Origin of the sequence: Propionibacterium sp. oral taxon 192 str. F0372 (assembly GCF_000413315.1) — a bacterium.
In the GTDB taxonomy this organism is placed as follows: Bacteria; Actinomycetota; Actinomycetes; order Propionibacteriales; family Propionibacteriaceae; genus Brooklawnia.
The window spans coordinates 2179570-2200473 of record NZ_KE340297.1 but is presented as its reverse complement, the minus strand read 5'-3'; the positions used below and the strand labels follow the sequence as shown (position 1 = coordinate 2200473).

Sequence of the window (20904 nt, the reverse complement as noted above, 5' to 3'; positions counted from 1 at the left end):
CCTGCTTAAATGAGAACGATTCTCACTAGAGAGATGCCTGCCAAACTGGAAGGAACCCATGAAGCGCAACACACATCCGCGGTACGGTCCTGTCATCTTCCGCGATAACGCTACCGGCGACCAGTTCCTTACCCGATCCACACTTACCTCAGAGGAAACCGCGGAGTTGAACGGCGTGAGTTACCCGCTCATCCGCATGGATATCTCCTCAGCCTCCCATCCCTACTGGACCGGCAGGTCACGGGAGATCGATACCGAGGGCCGCATTGAGCGCTTCCGTCGCCGTTACCAAAGGGGCATCAAGTGACCCCGGCCATCTTTTTAGTCACCGGCTTGGATGAAGCCGCGATGCTCTCCACCACGCTGGGGCTGCTGCTCGACCAGCCCTCCCCCGTGGTGGTTTCCTATGCCGTCGATGTCGAGCCCCAGGAACTCATGCGCACCATCTGCGATATGTCGGGGATCATCGAACGCAAGAACGTTGGTCTCGACCATGGGTGTGTGTCCTGCACTATCCGTGAGGATACGTTACGAACCCTGCAGCGGCTCGTCACAGCCGACCGATGGAAGACGATCATCGCCTGTCTGCCCGCCGGGGCCAACGCGATGCAGATCTGCCGCATCGTGGCCCAAAGCCCGGGCCATCTGCCCGGAGTGGAGATCTCGGCGGTACTCGCAGCCCTTGATGGCAAACAACTCGCCGATGACCTGACCGGCCCCGATCTGCTGTGCGAACGGGGAATGGGACTCCACGAGGACGACCACCGCGGCGTCGCGGAAGTGCTCGGTGGACTGGTGGAGCACGCCGATGTGATCGCCGTCATCGACCGATCACCGGAACCTGCCCACGCCGGGCTAGTACGCACGATTGCCCGCCCGGACGCGCTACTCGTCGAGGAGTGGAGTGACTTCGACTCGATGACTATCCGCTGCGGAGTGCATGACCACGATGCCGTCGAATCCTGGATCGCCGATGTCCCGGTCACCTTCCACCCGGAGGTGCCCGATGGGGTGTGGCGACTAATGCTGGATTCCAGCCATCCGATGCATCCCGTCAGACTCCAGGAACAGATCGGGGTGCTGGGTGCTGGTAAATTTCGGACCCGTGGTGCCTTCTGGCTACCGACCCGCCCACAATCGGTATGCCAGTGGGACGGAGCCGGCGGACAGCTATCCATCGGGACCGCCCGGTGCTGGGGCAACGGAGAATCCCCCTGCTCACGGCTCGTGATGACCGGCCTGCTCGAACACGGCGACCCCCGGACAGCCCTAACCCAGGCCTTTCGCTCGGCGCTGGTCTCCGACGAGGAAATGTGTACCCGGGGAAGAGCATGGGAAGTCATGACCGACGGATTGGAGCCGTGGTTGGGCATGGTCGGTGAGATTCCACACGACTTACCCTGACCCGTGTTGTCAGTGGGACTTTCGTTTGGCCCTGGCGCGTACCTCGATGTGCACCGGGGAACCCTCGAAGCCGAAGTCCTCACGCAGGCGGCGCTCCACAAAACGCACGTATTGGGCATCGAAGATCCCGGAGGTGAACAGGATAAAAGTGGGTGGTGCGGTGTGCGCCTGGGTGACGAATAGGATCCGCGGCTGCTTGCCGCCGCGCACCGGATGCGGATGGGCCGCAGCCACCTTGCCTAGGAAAGAGTTCAGCTGCCCGGTGGAGATCCGGGTCTCCCAACCCGCTAAGGACAGGTCGATTGCCTTGCGCAGCTTGTCGACATTGCGACCGGTCAGCGCGGAGATATTGACCCGCGGAGCCCAAACCCAGGCCACCAGGTCGCGTTCGATCTCCCGTTCTAGGTAACGACGGCGTTCCTCGTCGATGAGATCCCACTTGTTGTAAGCGATGACCAAAGCCTTCCCAGCCTCCTCCACATGGGCGAGGATCTTCAGGTCCTGCTCAGAGATCGGTTCACAAGCATCGATGACCACAATGCACACCTCAGCTCGTTCGATAGCTGCCTGGGTACGCAACCACGCGTAGTACTCCGACCCAGAAGCCTCCTTCACTCGCTTGCGAATACCTGCGGTGTCGATCAGCCGGTACTCCTCACCACCAATGAACACCGTCTCGTCGACGGGATCAACGGTGGTCCCGGACACATTCGAGACCACCGAGCGGGTCTGCCCAGCCAGCTTGTTCAACAGGGAAGACTTGCCGACATTCGGTTTCCCGACGATCGCCACACGCCGGGGTCCCCCTACGGGTTCCGCCCGTATCTCATCCGAGCCGGGCAGCACTTCCAGCAGGGCATCCAGCAGGTCCCCGGAACCACGCCCGTGCAATGCCGAGACCGGCCAAGGCTGCCCCAAGCCCAGGTTCCACATGGTGGCTGCGTCGGCCTCCCCACGCATGTCATCCACCTTGTTTGCCGCGAGCACCACAGGCTTCTTCGAACGACGCAGCACCTTGACCACGGCTTGGTCCTCATCGGTAGTGCCAACAGTCGAATCAACGACGAAAATCACCGCATCGGCCAGTTCAATCGCGATCTCGGCCTGCTCGGCAATCTGAGCAGCCATGCCGCTCGCATCGGAGACCCAACCACCGGTGTCGACCAGGATGAAATCACGGCCCGCCCATTCGGCGTCGTAACTAACCCGATCGCGAGTTACCCCCGGAGTGTCCTGGACGACGGCTTCGCGCCTGCCAAGGATCCGGTTCACTAAGGCCGACTTTCCGACATTGGGACGCCCAACCACTGCAACGACAGGACGAGGGGCCTGCGAGAGTTCGACGGAGTTGAGGTGGACTGGTTCATTCACCCTGCAAATCTATCCGAATCACCCAGTGCGACCGTATTCATCCTCGTGGGAAACGTTTTTCCTCCGGTACCAAGGCGATGACTTCCGCTACCACCTGGTCAAGGCTCATCATGGTCGAGTCGATGAGCTCCACCCCTGGTGCAGGAGTCTTGAACTGCGCATTGGCCGAATCCGCGGTATCCCGTCCGATCACCTGTTCGCTCACCGTGGCCGGATCCAGGGCTCCCCCCAGTTGGGCCTGCCTACGGGCGATCCGGCGCCTTGGGTCGGCCTGCAGCAGGATTCGGACATCAGCATCCGGGGCGACAACTGTGGTGATATCCCGTCCCTCCACCACGATGCGGCCCCGGTCGGCGATGATGGCGCGCATTTGCTTGTTGAGGATTTCCCGTACCCGTTGGTTGGAGGCATAACCTGACACGATGGCCGATACCTCTGGACGATGCAGATCGTCGGTGAGGTCGACACCGGAGATCGCGATGCGGAAATCGATGGGATTGGTGACTATCTCCAGATCCACATAGCTCGCGGTCCGGGCGACCGTCCCTGCATCGGCGGGGTCTATGTGCTTGTGGTGGCACCACACAGCCAGTGCCCGGTACATTGACCCGGAATCGAGGTAGTCGCATTCCAGTTGCTGGGCCACCAGATGGGAGGTTGATGACTTGCCCACCCCGCTCGGCCCATCGATGGCGATCACCAGTCGTGGTTCACTCGTCATTCCTTCTCCCCGGTCAGTACCGCACCGTTGTCCCGCAGCATCTTCCGCAGTCTGTCCGACTCAACTGTCGAGACCTTGATGGACAGGTAGCCGGCATCCCGGTCGGGATCGTGCTCGATGGACAGATCCTCAATGTTGACCCCCATGGCCGTCACATCGGTCATCATCCGGGCCAAGGCGCCAGGCTCATCGGGGATCTCGACGGTGACGGCGACCAGTTCGGTGCGACGCTTGCCGGATTTCTCAGGCAATGCCTCCACTCCCCGGTTGCCGCGAACCAGGAAACGGGCCACGACATCAGAGTCAGTGATCTGTACCAATAGTTCATCCAGATCCTCGCGCAGCCCCATCAGCTGGGCACGGATATTGTCGGTATTGGCCAACACGATCTGTCGCCACATCTCCACATCGGATGCGGCAATTCGGGTCACGTCGCGCACGCCCTGCCCGGCCAGCCGCAGATCGGCCGATGGGACCTGAGCGAGCCGTGCCGCGGTCAGAGTGGATACCAACTGAGGGAAATGAGAGACCTCGGCGACAGCCCGGTCGTGGTCGCCAGCATCCATCTCGACGATCCGCGCCCGGCATGTGGCCGCAAGCTCCCGTACCCGCTCAACAACCCAGTCTGGATTGGTCTCGGTGGGAGTGATCACCCACGTGCGATCCCGGAACATATCGCCCGCAGCAGTAAGCGGGCCGGCATGGTGGGACCCAGCCATCGGGTGCCCGCCAACATAACGGGAGACATCAACCCCACCGGTCTCCAGTTCCCGGGCAATGCGTTGCTTGACCGACCCGGTGTCGGTCACCACTGCATAGGGGTAGTTCGCCAGTGCCGAGGTCACCACAATCGGGATCGTCAACGGCGGAGTGGCGACGATCACCAGTTGGACCTTCTCGGGTACCGGATCATCCAGTGTTCCCGCCCCACGGGACGCCGCGACCACGGCATGGGAAGGATCTTTGTCCACCAAGTGGACCCGGACCCCGGCACTTGTGAGAGCACAACCTATCGAGGCCCCGAGCAGACCGGTACCGATCACGACGCACGGGGAAAGCTTGCCAGTCATGACTCCCCTTCGCCCATCGCACTAAGATCGAGACGACGAAAGCACCTGGTGCGAGCGCTGTGTCGGTCGAGCAGGGCCACCTCGACTGGGGTGCCGGAATCCAACAAAGACCGGATCGAGGCAATGGTGGTGCGCAGATCCATGTCCACCTGAAGACCGGTCAACCCCGTACTGATCGATTCGGTCCTGGCCCCCAAGACACACGCCGTCCGGTGGTCGCTGACCGTACCATCGAAACTGATGGTAAACAGCTCATCTGTCTCGGGCTCAAACCCTAGACCGGCCACCGCCAGTTCGACCTCAAAGGGTTTGTCACTTGAGGCAGCAAAGGCTGCCGACAGCGTCCTGGCATACTGATTAGCTAAGCCACGCGCAGTCACGTCGCGACGGTCATAGGTGTACCCGCGCAGGTCGGCGTACTGAATTCCAGAGATCCGCAAACTCTCGAACTCCGCATACCGACCCACTGCCGCGAAACCGATCCGGTCATAGATTTCCGAGACCTTGTGCAGTAGCGGGCTAGGATTTTCCGCGATGAAGACCACCCCCTCGGCGCAGGAGGCCACCACCACCGAACGGCCTTTGGCGATGCCCTTGCGGGCGAACTCTGCCCGGTCGCTCATCAACTGGTCGGGAGACACATACAGGCTCACATCGCCTCCAGCACTTGTTCGGTAATCCGGGCCACCTCATCGGTGGGCAATTGGCGCACCCCATCGACAGAAGCGGTGAGCACCACCGGAAAGATCTGGCGAGCCAGATCAGGCCCCCCAGTCGCGGCATCGTCATCGGCGGCGTCGTAGAGAGCACGGATGGCTGAGGCGACAGCAGCCTCGGCGGTCATGCCTGGATGATGAGTCTTTTTCAACGATCCACGGGCGAAAGCCGCCCCAGAACCGATCGCATGGAACCCGCTCTCCTCATAGTGTCCCCCGGTCGCATCGTAGGAGAAGATCCGGCCCACATCACAGGTGTCGTCCCATCCCGCAAAGATCGGCACGACAGCCATTCCCTGCATCGCCATCGACAGATTGGCGCGCACCAGCGATCCCAACCGGTTCGCCTTCCCATCAAGACTCAGCGCGATCTGTTCCACTTTCTCGTAGTGCAAAAGCTCAGTCTGGAAGAGCCGCACCAGTTCGACCGCCAGCCCCGCGGCCCCCGCGATCCCGATGACCGAGACCTCGTCGGCGCCGAAGACCTTCTCTATGTCACGCTGGGCGATGATAGTGCCCATGGTGGCCCGGCGGTCCCCGGCCATCACCACCCCACCTGCGAAGTCGGCCGCAACGATCGTCGTACCGTGCGGGGACAACTCCGCGCCGTCGGTACGCGGCAACACCGCCGGATCAACCGACCGGACCAGATCAAAGAAGGAGGTCAGCTCATGCATCATGATGATCCAGCCTAGACCTCAGCCCATTTCCCGGGCACGTCGTCGATTCGCCTCCATGTGCTCGGCTGCAACATTGCGGGGAACCGGACCGGTATAGTCCGGGCCATAAGCGCCGGGAGCCGGGCGACGTTTGCGCATCGGTGCATCTACCCCCGGAGCCATGCGACGGGTGATCACGAGGAAACCAGTGTGTGCGCTGGTGGCGTGGCCCGGGCGGATCGCTAGCCCCTCAGCATGCCAGTCGCGCACCGACACCTCCAATGCCATCGGTTCAGTGAAACAACCCATGGCCCGCATGCTGTCCATCACCCGGCCCATCTGGGTGGTGGTGGCCACATAGCAACACAACAGACCACCGGCCACCAGCGCTTGGGAAACCTTCTCCAAACAGTCCCAGGGGGCGAGCATGTCCAGTACCGCCCTGTCGTACTGGTCCTCAAGAGTGATCTCGGCAAGATCTCCAATGCTCAGCTCCCATCCCGGGTGTGTTCCCCCGCAGAACTGCTCGACATTGCGACGGGCAACCTCGGCGAATTCGGCGCGACGCTCCACCGAGTGCAGAAGTCCACTGGGTCCAATCGTGCGCAGCATCGCCAGGGACAATGCCCCCGAGCCGACCCCGGCCTCCAGCACCCGAGCACCGGGGAAAATGTCGGCGCGCATGATGATCTGCGCGGCATCCTTGGGGTAGATCACCGCCGCCTGCCTGGGCATGGTGACCATGTACTCGTTGAGCAACGGCCGGAACACCAAGAATTGCAGCCCGCCCACAGTGGTGACGACAATTCCCTCGGGCTGTCCGATGATGTCATCGTGGGCCAGACCCCCCTTGGTGGTGTGATGCACCTTGCCCGCAACGAGTTTGATCGACTTACGGTGGCCTTTGGTATCGGTGATGGTGACCCACTCTCCGGCGCACAGCATCCCGGTACGTACCCCTGACCAGCGGTTCGGGTCTTCCTCGTTCACTTGTCTCCTCGAAGCTGTTTCCAGATCCTGCCCAGACTCGCAGTGTCCAGACCGGTCAACGATGGCAGATTGAGCTGGTATTCCCGGTGCGGCAGTGGCTTCATGCAGGGCACCGCGATGACGGCGGCGCCAGCATTGATACCGGCTTGGGTCCCGTAGGCCGAATCCTCAATGACCACACACCTGCCGGGATCGACTCCCAAACGCTCAGCCGCCAACAGGTAGCCATCGGGCTCAGGTTTCCCGCGAGGTATCTCGGAGCCGGGAACCACCAATGAGAAGGCCCCGGACGGCATCCGATCAACACCGGCCATGATCAGATCCAGGGGCGAGGCAGAAACGATCGCCTGGGGAATCCCATTGTCCAGCAGATCCAACACCAATTGTTCCGCGCCGGGCAGCCACGGCAGTGAGGCGACGGTGCTCAAATGATCACGCACCATCCGGTGCATTCGCTCGTAGAACTCCTCACCGGAGATGGGCAACGGCCGACCTTGGGATTCAGCCCAGGCCAAGAAGGCTGCTGTTGAGACCTCACGCGAGGAACCGCAGTACTCAACGCCTTGTTCCCGGGTCCAGGTGATTCCGAAGGATGAGAACAACTCGATCTCCGCATCCACCCACACCACTTCGGAGTTCACCAAAGTTCCGTCGAAATCCCACAGCACTGCCTCTGGAATGTTGCCCACCATTCCATTGTGCCATTTGCGAGGATAGCGGCATGACCGATGAGCAGCAGAACACCACCCCAGCATCTGGTAAGCCGACCCCTACGAAGGAAACAGCCACCTCCATCCGGACCCCATCACCGACACAGCGGGGCACTCTCATCACACCGCAGATACTCAACGGGACCGCGAAGCAGGCCTTCTCCCGCGGATTCGGTACCGGATTCGGTTTCATGGCAGGTATCGGTGCGGTTGTCGCGGCATTGACTATCATCAGCCTCATCAGCGTGATGGTGATGGGAGCCATGGGCGGTTCTGCCCAACAGACCAATTCCAAGTCAACATTGTGGGGCCCGGCCAATGCGAAGAACCAGCTGCTGGCGATAAAAATCGAAGGAACGATCGAGACCACTGGAACCACCTCTTTCGGATCCTCCACCTATGGCTACGAAGTGGCCAAGCAATTGGATGATCTGAAGACCAACGACTACGCAGGTGTGGTGCTGCTGATGGGCACCCCTGGCGGCACCATCAGCGGAGCTCGAGCAATCGCCGAGGCCATCATCCGTTACCAGGAGCGCACCGGGCACAAAGTCGTCGCCTATGTGCAGACGATGTCGGCTTCTGGCGGGATGTTCGCCATGGCACCTGCCGATGAGATCATCACGGACCACGGCACCCTCATCGGTTCCATCGGGGTGATCATGGGTCCTTTCCAGCATTACAAAGATGTGACCGGAACCACCGGGACACTTCTCCAGTCGGGTGTCACCACTTCTGGCGGGATCACCTCGGAATACCTCACCGCAGGCACCGGCAAGGACTTCGGGAATCCCTACCGGGAGATGACCGAGCAGGAGCGAACCAACTACCAAGCCGGACTTGATGCCGAGTACACCGCCTTCGTTGATTTCGTCGCCAGACACCGTGGCATTGAGGCCGATACCATCCGTAACGACCTGGGGGCATTCATGTTCGATGCCCAGACCGCCATCGACAAGGGATTGGCTGATTCGATGGCTGCCCGCCCCGATGCCTTCCGCCGGGCCGCCGAACTCAACAATGCCGACCCCGAGAAGACGAAGGTAGTCACCAATGCGATGCCTAATGGTCTGGCCTCCCTGCTGGGGGCAGAGCAGCGGGTGTACGGACACAACATTCCGCTGAGTACCAAAGACGGTCAGGTTCCCACCTCGGAGCTGTGCTCAGGTTCGCCACGTCCGACAGTCTTCGTCGGCAACCCGGCCACCGTGTGCGGGAGCTGACCGACACTCGCTGCAGATCTGCCAAGAGCACAGCGACACGCGATGGTGCCGTTGTGTGCCGTTGTCCCCCTCGTATCTTTTGGGCTGTGCCGGATCAGCGCGTGGAGAAATACTTGGCTTGGGGGTGGTGGATCACGATGGCATCGGTGGATTGCTCCGGATCCAACTGAAACTCCTCAGACAGGTGCACACCGATACGTGCCGGGGCCAGCAACTCGCACAATGGGGCGCGCATCTCCAGGTCAGGGCAGGCCGGGTACCCGAAGGAGTAGCGAGAGCCCCGGTATGCCTGATGCTCCAGCTGCTCAGCGACGGGCCCGTCCTGGTCGGCGAAACCTAGTTCAGCCCGGATCCGGTGGTGGATGAGTTCCGCCGTGGCCTCGGCCAGCTGTACCGACAACCCGTGCAGTTCGAGATACTCCCGGTAGGAGTTCAAGGCATAAAGCTCGGCTGTGGTCTGGGAGACCTTGGACCCCATGGTGACAAGTTGCATGCCCAGCACATCCGGGCCAAGATCCGCTGTCTCTTGCTCGTCGCGAAAATAATCGGCCAGACATAGCCGCTTGCCGGAGGGCTGCCGAGGGAAGTCAAAGCAGGCCCGCACACTGGTGTGATCCTCAGGATCAAGAACCACCAGGGTGTTTCCCCGAGAAAAACACGGGAAATAGCCATGCACAGCGGCGAATTCACCCAATCCCTCAGACTGGATTCTGTCCAGCAGCCCCCGCAGCCTCGGTTCGGCCTCGGTCGCGACGATCTCTTCATAGCTGGGTCCATCGGGAATTGCACGCAAACCCCAACGTCCCTTGAACAAAGCCTTACGGTCGAGCCAGGACAGCACCTCGGCCAACCCGATGCCCTTGGAAACCCGGGTGCCCCAGAACGGCGGGACGGGAACCGGCACACCACGATCCACCTGGGAGCGGACCGAGGTATCAGCGAGGTCGGGCAGATCGCGGGTACGCGGGGCGACGCGACGCTGTCGACGTGCTGGTAGTCGTGCCCCGGGTACGCCCTGCTTGACGGCCATGATGGCATCCATCAACGCCAGTCCCTCGAAAGCATCCTTGGCATAGCGGACCTCCCCGTCGTACAACTCGGCGAGATCATTGTCGACATATGGCCTAGTGAGAGCCGCTCCTCCGAGCATGACCGGGTATTTTCCGGCGAGTCCCCGCTCGTTGAGCTCCACTAGGTTGTCCTTCATCACCACGGTGGACTTCACCAGCAGCCCGCTCATCCCGATCGCATCCGCGTCGTGCTGCTCGGCCGCCTCGACGATGGCTGTGATCGGTTGCTTGATGCCGATGTTGACCACCGAATAGCCGTTGTTAGACACGATGATGTCGACAAGATTCTTGCCGATATCGTGGACATCGCCTTTGACCGTGGCCAGCACCAGGGTTCCCTTGCCTGCTCCGGCAAGTGAGGAATCCATATGGGGTTCAAGGTGGGCGACCGCCTTCTTCATCACCTCGGCCGACTGCAACACGAAGGGAAGCTGCATCTTCCCAGAACCGAACAACTCGCCGACCGTCTTCATCCCCGACAGCAGGTCATCGTTGATGATCTCCAGAGCGCTCTTTGATGCGAGTGCCTCATCCAGGTCATCGGCCAGAGCCTTATCGTTGCCGTCGATGATTCTTCTGGCCAGCCGCTCAGCAACGGGCAGAGCCGCCATCTCAGCCTCTCGCTGCTGTTTCAGGGATGCGGTCGAAATCCCCTCGAACATTGACAGAAAGACCTGAAGAGGGTCATAGCCATCCCTGCGATGGTCATAGATCAGATCCAGAGCAACCCGGTACTGCTCCTCCGGGATTCGCGACACCGGCATGATTCTGGCCACCGACACGATCGCCGAGTCAAGCCCGGCCTTGATGCACTCATCAAGGAAGACCGAGTTCAACACGATGCGTGCGGCGGGGTTCAGCCCGAAAGAAACATTCGACACCCCCAAGGTGGTCAGTACCCTGGGGTGAGCGGCCTTGAGGGCGCGGATCGCATCAATCGTCGCCACACCGTCACGCCGAGTCTCCTCCGCGCCAGTAGCGATGGGGAAGGTGAGACAGTCAACCATGATGTCGCCCTCGTCCATACCCCACTGCCCCGTCAGGGCCTGGATGAGACGTTCAGCGACCCGCACCTTCCACTCGGCGGTGCGCGCCTGCCCTTCCTCGTCAATGGTCAACGCAACGACGGCCGCACCATGCTCCCGAACGATCGGCATCACTCGCTGGAACCGTGAATCGGGTCCGTCACCGTCTTCAAAGTTGACCGAATTGATGATTGATCGTCCCGGCAGATGGTTAAGACCCGCCTCGATGACCTCTGGCTCGGTTGAATCGATCATGACCGGCAGCGTCACCGAGGTAGCGAACAGTTTACTCAGGGCGGTCATGTCCACTGTTCCGTCACGTCCCACGTAGTCGACGCACAGATCGAGGACATGTGCCCCGGAAGAGGACTGGGCACGTGCGATGTCGACACATTCGTCGAGGCTGCCCGCGAGCATTGCCTCCCGAAAGGCCTTGGAACCATTTGCGTTGGTGCGTTCCCCGATCGCCAGGTAGGAGGCATCCTGAGCGAAGGGCACCTCGGCATACAGAGAGGCCAAGGCATTACCCGGATCAGCCTCGCGGGCAACAACGGCCCGGTCACGACCTAGCATCTCGCGAACCGCACGAATATGGTCCGGGGTTGTGCCACAGCATCCACCCACCAGACTCACACCGTGGACAGTGGCGAACTCATCAAGAGCGTCAGCCAGTTCCTGCGGTGTGAGCGGGTACACGGCCCCGTTGGGGCCTAATTCGGGTAGACCTGCATTCGGCATGACGGAAATCCCGATGCGGGCATTGCGTGCGAGGTAACGCAGATGCTCCCCCATCTCGGCAGGCCCGGTGGCACAGTTCAATCCGATCATGTCCACCCCCAACGGGGCGAGAGTGGTGAGCGCGGCACCGATCTCGGAGCCCAGCAGCATCACTCCGGTCGTCTCGACGGTGACCGAGACGAGGATGGGCAGGTCGACGCCGACTGCTCTCCGGGCTCGCTTGGCACCGATCACCGCAGCCTTGGCCTGCTGGAGATCCTGACAGGTCTCAATCTGGACGGCATCAATTCCGCCACGGATCATCGCGGCCACCTGCCGCTGGTAGGCATCACGCAGTTCAGTCGCCTCGATGTGACCGAGAGTCGGCAGTTTGGTACCCGGACCCACACTACCCAGCACAAAGCAGGGCCACTGCGGCGTGCTGTACTCGTCGGCCACCTCGCGGGCGATCTGGGCTCCCCGAAAGGCCAGATCTTCGATCTGGTCGGGAATGCCGTACTCACCCAGGGCGGCCAGATTCGCCCCGAAGGTATTGGTGGTGACCATGTCGGAACCAGCTTCGAAATAAGCACGGTGTACCCCGGCCACCACATCGGGGCGGGTGCGGTTGAGAATCTCGTTGCAGCCCTCGAAGCCTTCGAAATCATCCAAGGTCAACTCCACCGTCTGCAGCATCGTACCCATCGCCCCATCGGCGAGCAGGACGGTGTCAAGCAGATGATCACGAAGTGAGGGCATGGCCACAAGGATAACCAGCGATTCCGACCCTCGCCCGACGATGACAACCCATGAACAATCGAGATACCTGCGCATGCCCTGGATCAGCCACCAGTTAGGGTTGAGGCATGTTCACCCAGCTCAGAAACCCGGCAGTCGTGGTCGCCTTCGAGGGCTGGAACGATGCTGCCGGGGCAGCATCGGCAGCTTTATCGCATGTGATGAACCGGTATCCAACCGACCTACTCACCAAAATTGAGGGTGACGAATACTACGACTACCAGATCGTGCGGCCCCGGGTAGTGGGTACTGGCCGCAACCGCCGCACCGATTGGCCGCAGGTCTTGGTGCACATCACCCACCTGGCCACCAGAGATCTCCTGCTGGTGTCCGGGCCAGAGCCAAATCTGAACTGGCGGCGACTGGTCGCAGAGATTGTCTCGCTGCTGCGCAGCATCAACCCCCAAATGGTAGTGCTGTTGGGAGCCATGCTCACCGACACCCCCCATTCGCGCCCCGTGCCGGTGTCGGCCACTTGCCTCGACCCCGATGCAGCAGAACGCCTGGGAGCGCAGCCCACCAGCTACGAGGGGCCGACGGGCATCACCGGCGTGCTCGCCGATGCATGTCATGCTGCCGGGGTGCTTGAGGTGTCTTTGTGGGCATCGGTACCCCACTATGTCGCCTCGCCACCGAACCCGAAGGCAACGCTGGCCTTGCTATCACGTATTGAGGATCTCCTCGACATCGCCTTCGATCTCGGCGATCTACCTGAGGAAGCCCGGACCTGGCAGCGTGGAGTGGATGAGCTCGCCGGTGACGACCCGGACATCAGGGAATACATCGCAGGCCTGGAGGATGCTTCAGACAACGACGAGATGCCACACGCCAGCGGGGAGGCTATTGCCGCGGAGCTGGAACGTTACTTGCGGCGTCGTAATCGGGAACGCTGAACTCGCGCACCTCTCTCATCCACCAGGCCAGTACCTCAGTGCTTGCAAGCGGCGACGGCCATCTCACGTAGCCGGTTGACCATGGCGTCGGGGTTATCGGCCCCATAGACGGCCGTTCCCGCGACGAAGACATCGGCACCGGCCTCGGCAGCCCGACCGATCGTATCGACCGACACTCCCCCGTCGACCTGCAACCAGATCTGTTTTCCGGTGCCCTCAATGAGTTTGCGAGTCCGCTCAATCTTCGGAAGCACCAGATCAAGAAATTTCTGCCCCCCGAAACCAGGTTCAACGGTCATCAGCAGAACCATGTCGAGCTCTTCGAGCATGTCAGCATGGGGCTCAATGGGAGTGGCTGGTTTAAGAGCCATTGAGGCACGAGACCCGAGCCTGCGGATCTCTCTGGCCAGCCGGATTGGGGCCTTGGAAGCCTCGACGTGGAAGGTCACCGAGAAGCATCCGGCATCGGCATACTGGGGCGCCCAGATGTCAGCGTCCTCGATCATCAGATGTATGTCCAGTGGAAGATCGGTGTGTGCTTGGAGGGACTGGACCACCGGCAACCCCAAGGTAAGGTTCGGCACGAAATGATTGTCCATGACGTCGAAGTGAAGCATGTCCGAGCTGGGCACCCGGGCGACCTCGACGGCCAAGTTGGCTAGGTCGGCATTGAGGATGCTGGGAGTTATCTGGTGCACGTGGGCAGTCTAACTGGGGACGACCCGCCCCTCAGTCGTCAGCGACGACGCAGCAGAGCGCAGAACATGGCATCGCTGCCGTGCAGATGGGGCCACAGTTGGATGAACCGCCCATCGAGGTGATGTGCTGCGCCGGGTACTTGAGCGATGAGCGCAGGGGCGTCGATGATCTCCACCTGCTCGGCCTGTTCGACGACACCGATGGTTTCGTCGAGATGAGGGGAGCAAGCGATGTAAGCGATCACCCCGCCTGGAAGAGTGGAATTGATCGCTGTTCTCAGCAAGGCATGCTGCAGCGGAACCAGTCCGGCGACTGTCCCGGGAGTGCGACGCCATCGCGATTCTGGCCTGCGTCGCAGAGCTCCCAAGCCACTGCACGGCACATCCGCGACTGTCAAGGCGAAGCGTGGCCCCCATGCGGGCGCGGTGCCGTCACAGGTAATCACTTGATGAGCCCCGGGCGGATAGTTGGCCAGATTCTGGGTGACCAGACCTGCCCGCTGATGCTGGGCTTCAGACGCGAGCAGGAATGTAGGGCTCAACCCACGCAGCAGGGCCGACTTGCCGCCCGGGCCCGCACACAGGTCGAGCCACGGCCCATCGGGAAGGTCCGCCGAGGTGGCTGCGAGGATCGCCAGCTGGGAGCCCTCATCCTGTACACCGGCTCGGCCTTCCCCGATCGCTGGCACCTCTCTAGGGTTTCCGGGCCGTGCGGCGCCCCAGGGCGACCATGTAGCCGGCTCCGCCCCAGCAGCCACCAATTCGTCGACGGTGGCCAGCCCCGGTCTGGCCACGAGCATCGGGACCGGGGCGAGATTATCCGCGGACAGGAGGGCGACCAGATCACCATCCGCGCCCAGCGCCCGGGCCAATTCATCGACCACCCAGGTGGGATGGGCATAGCGCAGCCCTAGTGATGTATGGTCGTCGCCGGGTGCCAGTTCTGCGAGCCAAGAATCAAGGTCTCTGGTGGACATCTTGCGCACCACTGCGTTGACTAGACCAGTGACCCGCTCCCCGATGGCTGTCCCCGCAAGATCCACACTGGTGGCCACGGCGGCGTGGGTCGCCACCTGCGTGGCGAACAATTGCTGGGCGCCCAATCGCAAGACATCGACCACAGCGGGCTGCATTGATCCCAGACCTCGCCCAGCTGCGGCCTCAATGATCGCATCCCAGGTTCCCTGCATACGGCAGGTGCCGTGGACCAGTTCGATAACGAATCCGGCGTCACGGGGTATCATCCGCGCGGTGGCCGATGTGGTCACCAAATTGGCATAAGCCCCTTGGGAATTGATTCTGCGCAACGCATCGAATGCGATCCGACGGGGCGCATCGACCGATCTTTTTCTGCCGCGTGACGATCTGCGATGTTCAGACATCGAAGTACAGCCCGGCCTCTGCAAACTCGTGACGCCCCCGCGCCCAGTCCACGGCCTTCATCGGTTTGCGTCCGGCTGCCTTCACCTCCAGCAGTTCCATGTCACCGTCACCGGTGCCCACCCAAAGATGTTTGCGATCTGCGGTCAGCTGCCCCGCTGCCAAAGGCTCTGCCTGCCTGAGGCTGTCCGGTGCAACGCGCAGCACCTGGAATCTTTGTCCCTCCAGCATTGTCCAGGCCATCGGGGCTGGATTGGCCGCCCGGACGAGCCGGACGATGTCGGTTCGTGGCGCCGACCAGTCGATGCGAACATCGTCGGGCCGCAGCTTCGCTGCCAAGGTGATTCCTTCCTCTGCCTGAGGGACGGGGGTAAGGCCGGATGCCACGTCACGCAGGGTGCCGACCAGCAGCGGCGCGCCGATCTGAGCTAGTTGATCGAGCAGATCACCGGAACTCGTCTGATCGTCGATTTCGACCTGCAGACTGCGGTAAACAGGCCCGGCATCGAGGGCACGCACGATGGAGAAGGTGGTCGCCCCGGTGACTGTGTCCCCGGCAAGAATGGCTCGCTGCACCGGAGCCGCACCCCGCCATCTGGGCAGCAAAGAGAAATGCAAATTGATCCACCCGCCGGGAACTACGTCGATCAACGGCTGGGTGAGCAGCATCCCGAAGGCAACCACGGCCGCAGCGTCGACCTGCAGCTCACGGACCCGGGCAACCAGTTCCGCATCGCAGCGTTCCGGTTTCCAGACCGGTGATCCGAGCTCCTCAGCAAGCAGCGCAACCGGTGAAGGCCTGAGTTTCCTACCCCGGCCTGCAGGAGCATCCGGACGGGTAATGACGGCAGCTACCTCAATGCCTGCCGCCACGATGGCTCGTAGGCTCCAGCAGGCGGCCTCGGGGGTTCCGGCAAAGATGACTCTCACAAGTTAACCCTAGCCAACTCGGGCCACCTCACAGCGCCACCGGATCCACCCGCACCCGCAGGGAGCCGGTCATCTTCCGCGCCGAACGCCCGGCAAGCGCCGATTTGACCGCATCAAGGAGTCGACGTGCTCCGGTGATAGGGCATCGCAGGCTCAACTGCCAGTTTGGTTCGGTCTGCCCCACCGCCAGCGGCTCGTCGAGTTCCACTGGGCCAAGTAGTTCGGCACCGTGGTCGGCGCCCAGCAATCCGATGAATTCGTGCAGTGCCTGAGATCCCCCGGTGACCGTGACGAATCGCACGGCCGGCGGGAAACCGGCCTCGATCCGCTCAACAAGTTCCGCGGTGGCACTGGCCCCCGGGTCAAGACGGACCAAGGCCTGGATGGGTCGTGCCCCGGCTGGTCCGACGACCACCACCGTCCCATCCCGCTCAGCCGGGCGTACCAAGGCCACCGCATTAAGCCAGCGGCGCAAGGCCTCCTCTGCCGCTCGCAGGTCGACGCGATCCAGCAGACGAGCAGCATCCAACAACACGGCCGCGGAATAGCCGTCCACCGCGGGGGGCTCGGCACCAGGGGTAGCAACCACCAAGCAGGGGTGAGTTCCGGTTTGCTCGACGAGTCGTTCCCCGGAGGATTCGATCACTCTGGTACCCGGGAAGGCCCTGCCGAGTTCCTCGACGGTGCGCCCGGCTCCGACGACCGGGGCCCGCAGCTGATCACCGTGGCACACCTCGCAGCGCCAGGTGGTGATGATCCGCCCACACCACGCGCAATCCAGGCGCCGAGGGCCATCAGGTCGGTTCAACCGCACCGGACCATGACAGACAGAACATCTGACCGGTACGTGGCAGGTTGCACAAGATACCGCCGGGAGGTAACCGGCGCGAGGCACTTGGACCAGTACTGGGCCGGATGCTAGACCCCTGCGTATTGTTTCAAAAACGGCACGTGGCAAACGGTCGAATTGAGCCCGCGGATCTCGGTCGAGGGCAAATCGGGAATCGACTGCTGCTCGCACCACCGGAGCATCCGATCTCATCATGACCGAGTCAGCGCCCACGGCTACGCACCATCCCCGATCGATCCACGCCTGAACCTCGCAGCTGCGTCCATGAGATGCGAGCAACAATCCACAGCGCTGCGATGAAGCACGCAGGGCGGCCACATCCCTGGCATGCGGATACGGGGCGCGGGTTTCCGAGTGCAGATCATCGCCGTCATCCCACACCACGATCAGACCGAGGCGGTGAACGGGGGCGTGGACCACCCCACGGGTGCCGACGACCACCTGAGCCTGACCCCGGGAGACGGCCAAATAGTTGCGGTAACGGGCGGCAGGGCCCAGGTCGGAATGCAACTCCGCGACAGCACCTGGCCCGATCGCCTCACCCAGCGCGCTGCGCACATGGCCCAAGTCTCGATAATCGGGCACCACGATGATGACCCCACGCCGCGCCCGCAATGTGGCGATGCTCGACTGGACCACGCCCCTGGTCCAGTCATCGAGACCGGACTCATCCCGTCGATGTCGTGGCCTGACCTGCCAGTGCACTCTGATGGGTTCCCCGCGGGAGAGTGAGTCGAGGAAATGCTGTCCACCCACCTCGTGGAGCAGCCCACCAGCGGGCAGATGCTCAATGAGCGGCTCGGGCCATTCGCGTTGCGGTGCCTTTTCCGTGGTGGCATGACGCGGCGGCACGGCCAGACGTACCACATCGGCGAAGCAACCCGCGTAATGATCGGCTACCCGGCGGATCAACTCGATCTGGGCCAGCGACAACACGGGTTCGCTGGAAACGACCTTCGACAGCGGCAGCAGTGTCCCAGTGACCTCGCTGTGGTCGGTGATCTCGACGACGAAACCGTCACGCATCCTTCCGGCGAAACGCACCCTGACACGCGAGCCGACAACCACCTCATCCACTTGGAGGGGTGGCACCAAATAGTCAAAGAACCTGTCCAAATGTGGCAGGACGACATCGACCGCGACCCGTGCGACCGTGATACCGCCGGTCAGTGGACCAGCGGGCATTTCCATAGGTATCAGCCTCGCACCATACGAGCCAGTTCGTCTGCCATCTCCACTGATTCCCAGGTCATCACATCAAGTTCCCGACCGAAGTGACCGTAGGATGTGAACTGCGAATAGATCGGCGCCTTCAGCCCCAACCGGGCAACGATCGCCGCAGGACGCAGGTCGAAGACCCGCCGTACCGCATCGGAAATCTGCTCGTCAGGAACCATCCCGGTACCGAAGGTATCGACATACAAAGACGTCGGATTGGCCGTACCAATGGCATAGGACACCTGCACCTCACAGCGCCTGGCAAGTCCAGATGCCACAACATTCTTGGCCACCCAACGAGTCGCGTAAGCAGCAGAACGATCAACCTTCGAAGGATCCTTGCCCGAGAACGCACCGCCACCATGACGAGCCATGCCACCATAGGTATCGACAATAATCTTGCGACCCGTAAGACCCGCATCACCCGCCGGTCCCCCGGTCACGAAACGACCAGTCGGGTTCACCAACAACCGGGGATCGGATCCCTCGAAACCATACTCGGCCAGGATCGGCTGAATCACCTGGCTGCGAATATCTGGCACCAAGGTGGCCTCGACGTCAATATCGGCCCGGTGCTGCGCAGAAACAACGACGGTGTCCACCCCCACTGGGCAACCACTGTCGTTATAGTCGATGGTCACCTGAGTCTTGCCGTCGGGACGCAAATAACCGAGCACACCCTGTTTACGGACTGCGGTCAGCCGTTCAGACATACGATGCGCCATCCGGATCGGCAAAGGCATCAACTCGGGAGTCTCATCGGTCGCGTAACCAAACATCAACCCCTGATCACCGGCACCCTGCAGATCAAACTCATCGACCATGGCACCATTGCGCGACTCCCAAGACCCTCGTACGCCCTGGGCAATGTCCGCAGACTGGCTATTGAGAGCAACCATCACACCACATGAAGCGCCATCAATGCCCTTGTCGGCCGAATCAAAACCGATATCAAGCAGACGCTGACGAGCCAAAGCCTGAATATCAGCATAAGCCTCAGTGGATGCCTCACCCGCCACAACAACCACACCATTGGCCACCAAAGTCTCAATAGCAGTATGAGAATTGGCATCACCAGCCAACATGGCATCCAGAACAGCATCAGAGATCGCATCAGCAACCTTATCAGGATGACCCTCGGTTACTGACTCCGACGTGAACTTGCGCATCAGGATGCCCCAAGATCACCGAGCGGATCGCTCAGGTCGTCGCCCAGCGGATCAGTGAGATCAAAGTCGGGATCGGAGAATGCCTCGGCACGGGCAGCAGCCTCAGCGATCGGGTCGATCTCGGTGTACTGGAGCTGGCCCGCCTGCATCTCGCGCAGCGCAATAGACAGCGGTTTTTCCTGAGGAGCTGTTTCCACCAGTGGACCAACGGAATCAAGCAGTCCCTCGCCAAGCTGGGCGTAGTAGGCGTTGATCTGGCGCGCCCTCTTGGCTGCGAACAGCACCAGCCGGTACTTGGAATCAACCTGCTCCAGCAGATCGTCCACCGGCGGATGGGTGATGCCTTCAGGGATGTTGTTGCTCACGGTACGTCCTCGCGAAGAATTGCGGATGTCACAGACCAAGCAAGTGTACCAGCTGTTCCACGCTGTGCTCCACCGTGTCATTGACCACGGTGACGTCGAACTCCGATTGAGCCGCGAGTTCCTGACGAGCCGTGCGGAGCCTACGGGCCATCTGCTCCTCGGTCTCGGTGCCCCTGCCACGCAATCGGGAGACGAGTTCATCCCACGATGGTGGAGCCAAGAACACCTGCTGGGCATCTGGCATGGTCTCACGGACCTGCCGGGCACCTTGCAAGTCGATTTCCAGGACGACTGGGTGTTGTCGGGCGAGTGCATCAACCACCGGCTGACGGGGGGTGCCGTAACGGTGGGTGCCATGGACGAGTGCCCATTCGAGAAGACCATCATCGGCGACCAATTGGTCGAACTGTTCATCGGTCACGAAGAAGTAGTGCTGTCCGTTCACCTCCCCCGGGCGAGGTGCCCGGGTGGTGGCTGATACGGAGACGGCGACCTCGGGATGAGCGGCACGCAGTGCGGACACAACAGTTCCCTTGCCGACTGCGGTCGGCCCGGACACGACGAGAACACCCATCCCGAGATCACCCTGGGCTCAGTTGAATTCTGCCTTCAGGCCGGTCACCTGGTGACGGCCCAGGCCACGGACCCGGCGATTATCGGCGATGTCGTATTTGGTCATGATCTCTGCCGCACGCTTATCGCCAATGCGTGGCACTGCCTTCAGCAGATCAATCACCCGGATGTGGGCTAGCACGTCGTTCTTTGCGCACTCATCGAGAGCCTGGGAAAGGCTCTTCGACCCGTCGCGGACACTGTCCTTGAGTGCGGCGCGGACACGACGCGACTCGGTTGCAGCCGCACGTGCCGCCTGCAACTGCTCGGGGGTCAACTTCGGAATTGCCACAATGCGCTCCATTCTTGCTATCG

General features: G+C 61.7%; 20 protein-coding genes. 4 read left to right on the top strand and 16 right to left on the bottom strand.

Going from position 1 to position 20904, the window contains the following annotated elements; all coding sequences use genetic code 11:
- Positions 1–58: 58 nt before the first annotated feature.
- Together HMPREF1531_RS10265 and HMPREF1531_RS10260 are read left to right on the top strand one after the other, a co-directional pair.
- Complete coding sequence (locus HMPREF1531_RS10265; RefSeq protein ID WP_016669887.1) at positions 59–307, top strand: type B 50S ribosomal protein L31; 249 nt, start codon at positions 59–61, stop codon at positions 305–307.
- Positions 304–1404, top strand: coding sequence for a GTP-binding protein (locus tag HMPREF1531_RS10260; protein WP_016669886.1), 1101 nt, complete (start codon positions 304–306; stop codon positions 1402–1404). Before HMPREF1531_RS10265 ends, HMPREF1531_RS10260 begins: the two co-directional genes overlap by 4 nt.
- A 9-nt stretch (positions 1405–1413) precedes the next feature.
- Here the strand turns inward: HMPREF1531_RS10260 and der are convergent, their stop codons facing one another.
- The 7 genes from der to HMPREF1531_RS13960 are packed head-to-tail and all read right to left on the bottom strand — an operon-like array spanning position 1414 to position 7620.
- Positions 1414–2775: a ribosome biogenesis GTPase Der gene (gene der, locus HMPREF1531_RS10255; protein WP_016669885.1), complete on the bottom strand. Its 1362-nt coding sequence runs from the start codon at positions 2773–2775 to the stop codon at positions 1414–1416.
- 37 nt (positions 2776–2812) lie between these two features.
- On the bottom strand, positions 2813–3496 hold the full coding sequence (gene cmk, locus HMPREF1531_RS10250) for a (d)CMP kinase (protein WP_016669884.1): 684 nt from the start codon (positions 3494–3496) through the stop codon (positions 2813–2815).
- Positions 3493–4566: a prephenate dehydrogenase gene (locus HMPREF1531_RS10245; protein ID WP_016669883.1), complete on the bottom strand. Its 1074-nt coding sequence runs from the start codon at positions 4564–4566 to the stop codon at positions 3493–3495. Before HMPREF1531_RS10245 ends, cmk begins: the two co-directional genes overlap by 4 nt.
- Positions 4563–5219 carry a proteasome subunit alpha gene (gene prcA / locus HMPREF1531_RS10240; protein WP_016669882.1) on the bottom strand — a complete coding sequence of 219 codons (657 nt, stop codon included), beginning with the start codon at positions 5217–5219 and terminating at the stop codon, positions 4563–4565. Before prcA ends, HMPREF1531_RS10245 begins: the two co-directional genes overlap by 4 nt.
- A complete protein-coding gene (gene prcB, locus HMPREF1531_RS10235) occupies positions 5216–5962 on the bottom strand; it encodes a proteasome subunit beta (RefSeq protein WP_016669881.1) in 747 nt (248 codons plus the stop codon). The genes prcA and prcB overlap by 4 nt, the downstream gene beginning before the upstream one ends.
- 18 nt (positions 5963–5980) lie before the next feature.
- Complete coding sequence (locus tag HMPREF1531_RS13965) at positions 5981–6886, bottom strand: tRNA (adenine-N1)-methyltransferase (protein WP_198011091.1); 906 nt, start codon at positions 6884–6886, stop codon at positions 5981–5983.
- A 41-nt stretch (positions 6887–6927) separates the two neighbouring features.
- Complete coding sequence (locus tag HMPREF1531_RS13960) at positions 6928–7620, bottom strand: HAD family hydrolase (RefSeq protein WP_198011039.1); 693 nt, start codon at positions 7618–7620, stop codon at positions 6928–6930.
- Positions 7621–7652: 32 nt separating this feature from the next.
- Between HMPREF1531_RS13960 and HMPREF1531_RS10220 the strand changes: the two genes are divergently transcribed.
- Positions 7653–8864, top strand: coding sequence for a S49 family peptidase (locus tag HMPREF1531_RS10220; protein ID WP_016669878.1), 1212 nt, complete (start codon positions 7653–7655; stop codon positions 8862–8864).
- A 94-nt stretch (positions 8865–8958) separates the two neighbouring features.
- Here HMPREF1531_RS10220 and metH read toward each other — a convergent pair whose 3' ends face one another.
- On the bottom strand, positions 8959–12435 hold the full coding sequence (gene metH / locus HMPREF1531_RS10215; RefSeq protein WP_051123422.1) for a methionine synthase: 3477 nt from the start codon (positions 12433–12435) through the stop codon (positions 8959–8961).
- Positions 12436–12542: 107 nt separating this feature from the next.
- Between metH and HMPREF1531_RS10210 the strand changes: the two genes are divergently transcribed.
- A complete protein-coding gene (locus HMPREF1531_RS10210) occupies positions 12543–13367 on the top strand; it encodes a PAC2 family protein (RefSeq protein WP_016669876.1) in 825 nt (274 codons plus the stop codon).
- 35 nt (positions 13368–13402) lie between these two features.
- Here HMPREF1531_RS10210 and rpe read toward each other — a convergent pair whose 3' ends face one another.
- From rpe to mihF, 8 genes are read right to left on the bottom strand one after another with little or no spacing between them, the layout of a single operon-like run.
- Complete coding sequence (gene rpe, locus HMPREF1531_RS10205) at positions 13403–14065, bottom strand: ribulose-phosphate 3-epimerase (protein ID WP_016669875.1); 663 nt, start codon at positions 14063–14065, stop codon at positions 13403–13405.
- 38 nt (positions 14066–14103) lie between these two features.
- Positions 14104–15447, bottom strand: coding sequence for an RsmB/NOP family class I SAM-dependent RNA methyltransferase (locus HMPREF1531_RS10200; RefSeq protein WP_016669874.1), 1344 nt, complete (start codon positions 15445–15447; stop codon positions 14104–14106).
- Positions 15440–16375 (bottom strand): methionyl-tRNA formyltransferase, encoded by a 936-nt coding sequence (gene fmt / locus HMPREF1531_RS10195; protein ID WP_016669873.1) that lies wholly within the window; start codon positions 16373–16375, stop codon positions 15440–15442. The genes HMPREF1531_RS10200 and fmt overlap by 8 nt, the downstream gene beginning before the upstream one ends.
- Positions 16376–16403: 28 nt before the next feature.
- Complete coding sequence (locus HMPREF1531_RS10190) at positions 16404–18410, bottom strand: primosomal protein N' (protein WP_232210238.1); 2007 nt, start codon at positions 18408–18410, stop codon at positions 16404–16406.
- An 11-nt stretch (positions 18411–18421) separates the two neighbouring features.
- Positions 18422–19612, bottom strand: a complete 1191-nt coding sequence (gene metK, locus HMPREF1531_RS10185; RefSeq protein ID WP_016669871.1) for a methionine adenosyltransferase — start codon at positions 19610–19612, stop codon at positions 18422–18424.
- Positions 19612–19977: a DNA-directed RNA polymerase subunit omega gene (rpoZ, locus tag HMPREF1531_RS10180; protein ID WP_016669870.1), complete on the bottom strand. Its 366-nt coding sequence runs from the start codon at positions 19975–19977 to the stop codon at positions 19612–19614. The genes metK and rpoZ overlap by 1 nt, the downstream gene beginning before the upstream one ends.
- A 28-nt stretch (positions 19978–20005) precedes the next feature.
- Positions 20006–20551 (bottom strand): guanylate kinase, encoded by a 546-nt coding sequence (gene gmk, locus HMPREF1531_RS10175; RefSeq protein WP_016669869.1) that lies wholly within the window; start codon positions 20549–20551, stop codon positions 20006–20008.
- Positions 20552–20569: 18 nt separating this feature from the next.
- Complete coding sequence (mihF, locus tag HMPREF1531_RS10170; protein WP_036897728.1) at positions 20570–20893, bottom strand: integration host factor, actinobacterial type; 324 nt, start codon at positions 20891–20893, stop codon at positions 20570–20572.
- Positions 20894–20904 lie beyond the last annotated feature (11 nt).